Source organism: Streptomyces sp. NPDC002911, from assembly GCF_053591835.1.
In genome coordinates this window covers 1-2,347 of record NZ_JBSFUO010000082.1, presented here as the reverse complement: position 1 = coordinate 2,347, position 2,347 = coordinate 1, and the positions used below count along the sequence as shown (strand labels likewise).

Genomic DNA, 2,347 nt, shown 5'->3' with positions numbered 1-2,347 from the left:
TCTTCACTTCGGCGCCGGCGCAGGTGGTCGCGGTAGGGGTCGGCGAGTGTGGGCTTGTAGCGGGGTGCGCGGCGGTCGCCGGTGGGCTCCTTCATCCGGGCGTATCGCTTGACGGTGTTCAGGGCGACATCGAGGCGGCGGGCGCATTCGAGGAGGCCGACGCCCTGGTCGAGCAGATGGTGGACCCGTTGCCAGCGCTCGCGGGTGGTCTGCTCGCGCATGCCCCCAGGTCGGGCGGGGTTCACGACGATGGCCCAGCAGGCGGCGTGGGAGCGGACTTCGGCCAGGACCTTGCCGCACAGGTTGGACCAGAGATGCCACCTGTCGCTGACCTGCACCGCTTCGGGGAGGGCTTGGCGGATCGCTTCGGCGTAGGTGGCTGAGCCGTCGCGGCAGACGTACTGGGATCCGGGGTGCTGGCGCAGCCAGGTGGTCAGGGTCTGGGCGGTGCGGTCGGGCAGGACGTCGATTCGCTCGCCGGTCTCGGCGTCGATGATCACGGTGGCGTAGCGGTGCCGGCGTTTGAGTGCGAAATCGTCAATGCCGAGCACGCGCGGGACGCGCAGCGGTGTCACCACCTGGCACATGAGCATGCGCAGGGCGGTCGAGCGGGAGATCCCGCAGGCCAGAACGCGGGAAAGGCGGGCGCCCGCCCGGCCCGCTAACTCCCTTACCAGCAAGCCCAGTTGGCTGGTAAGGCGGTTGGTGCGGCGCTGGTAGCGCTCCACGACGCCGGGAACCTGTTCGCGGAACGTCTGCCGCGAGCAGCCGAGAACCGGACAGACCAGGCGTCGGACTCGCACCGACACCACGACCCGCCGTCCGTCCACCGGCACGTCCGCGACCACCCGCCCATGGAAGCCGTGCACCCGTCTCGTCGGCTGCCCGCACGCCGGGCACGGCACCGGATCGTCCCGGGTCCGCGCAGACACCCGGATGACCTCGCCCCCGTCCGTCACGCACTCGACGACGAGAGCCGAAAGCCCCGAAAACACCGCACCCACAAGCTCGTTGGTATCACGCATGCCATGCCAACGAAGGCAGTCACACTTCGTCACCACCGATTACGGGCCAGAGCCAAACGTTCGGTGTAACTCCCGATCTTGGAAGATGCGTCGATGACCAGCGACGACGTGACCGAGATTGAGACGGCCGAGCCATCTGAGGCCGTGCTGCCGAGGTCTGTGGACGATCGACTGATTGATGAACTGGTGGGTCGGGCTCAGGCCGAGGGCCTTCAGCTGACCGGCGAGGGCGGGTTGCTGCAGCAGCTGACCAAGCGGCTCCTGGAGTCTGCTCTCGAGGGCGAGATCACCGACCACCTCGGCTATGACAAGCATGATCCCGCCGGGAAGAACGGCGGGAACAGCCGCAACGGGACCCGTGGCAAAACCGTGCTGACCGACATCGGCCCGGTCGAGATAGTTGTGCCCCGTGACCGCGAGGGCTCCTTCGAGCCGAAGATCGTGAAGAAGCGTTAGAAGCGCCTGTCCGGCGTGGACGAGATGGTCATCTCGCTCGCCGCGAAGGGCCTGACGACCGGTGAGGTCCAGGCCCACCTGTCCGAGGTCTATGGCGCCGAGGTGTCTCTGGCCCAAATCGTGTGGAGCGGTTGCTCTCCGTCGCAGTATTGCCTCGGGCAGGCGCTCAGTCGTGAAATGACCGGTTTCGGACGGTCCACGTGGTGCGCCGTGGTCGACGAGCCGCAGGAGCTGTGGGCCTGGCATGTCGGAAGTGGCCAGTAGCCTCAGGCGCCATGGGCATTCAGATTGCTGTAGTGGCGGGTTACCCGATCAACGATGAGATGGAGAGGGTACTCGGGTTGGCCGAGGCGGTAGGCGAGCCCGTCTCTGTCAGGTTCATGTGGGAGGGACGTGAAGAGTCGGAACGCGCGGTGCTGGTGCCCGCGGCCACGCTGGCGCTCTGGGAACATTGGGCCCCGACCGCGTACCCGACGAGTGGAGCTGGGGAGGAGAACCAGCCTGTGTCGGAGGAGCCGGAGCTGGCCCATCCTAAGGGATTCGGTGCGTTCACGCTCTTTCGTCGTCGCGTAGGAGGGCGTACGGCGGTTGCTCGCAAAGGCGTGGTGGTCGCCGAGCTACTGGACCCCGAGGAGGCTCACTGGCTCCAGGAGGCGGCCCGCAATGTCCGCCAAGGCTTCATGGATCCGAAGCAGAAGGCGGCATTCGAGGAGTTCCTTGCCCGGCAGACATCCCTAGATGAGCAGTGACGCGCCGACTCTCATCTGCCGGTCGGCCACGTCCAGCGCGTTGCCGATCCGTTGTGGCCCGCCGTCGACGGCGGGGCCCCACCGGTCGGGACTGGACAAGGGAGTACACCACTCACA

At 67.1% G+C, this 2,347-nt stretch carries 2 protein-coding genes and 1 pseudogene; 2 read left to right on the top strand and 1 reads right to left on the bottom strand.

The window, feature by feature from the left end:
- Positions 1–1,025 (bottom strand): ISL3 family transposase (locus ACWD04_RS33910; RefSeq protein WP_451137569.1); only part of this gene is annotated, 1,025 nt, incomplete at its 3' end.
- A gap of 93 nt (positions 1,026–1,118) precedes the next feature.
- On the opposite strand from ACWD04_RS33910, the pseudogene ACWD04_RS33905 reads away from it, so the two are divergent.
- Together ACWD04_RS33905 and ACWD04_RS33900 are read left to right on the top strand one after the other, a co-directional pair.
- Positions 1,119–1,589: pseudogene (locus ACWD04_RS33905) on the top strand (transposase); the annotation flags it as partial.
- A 167-nt stretch (positions 1,590–1,756) separates the two neighbouring features.
- Entirely contained in the window at positions 1,757–2,230 is a 474-nt protein-coding gene (locus ACWD04_RS33900) for a hypothetical protein (protein ID WP_451137568.1), read from the top strand.
- The last annotated feature ends 117 nt before the right edge of the window (positions 2,231–2,347 follow it).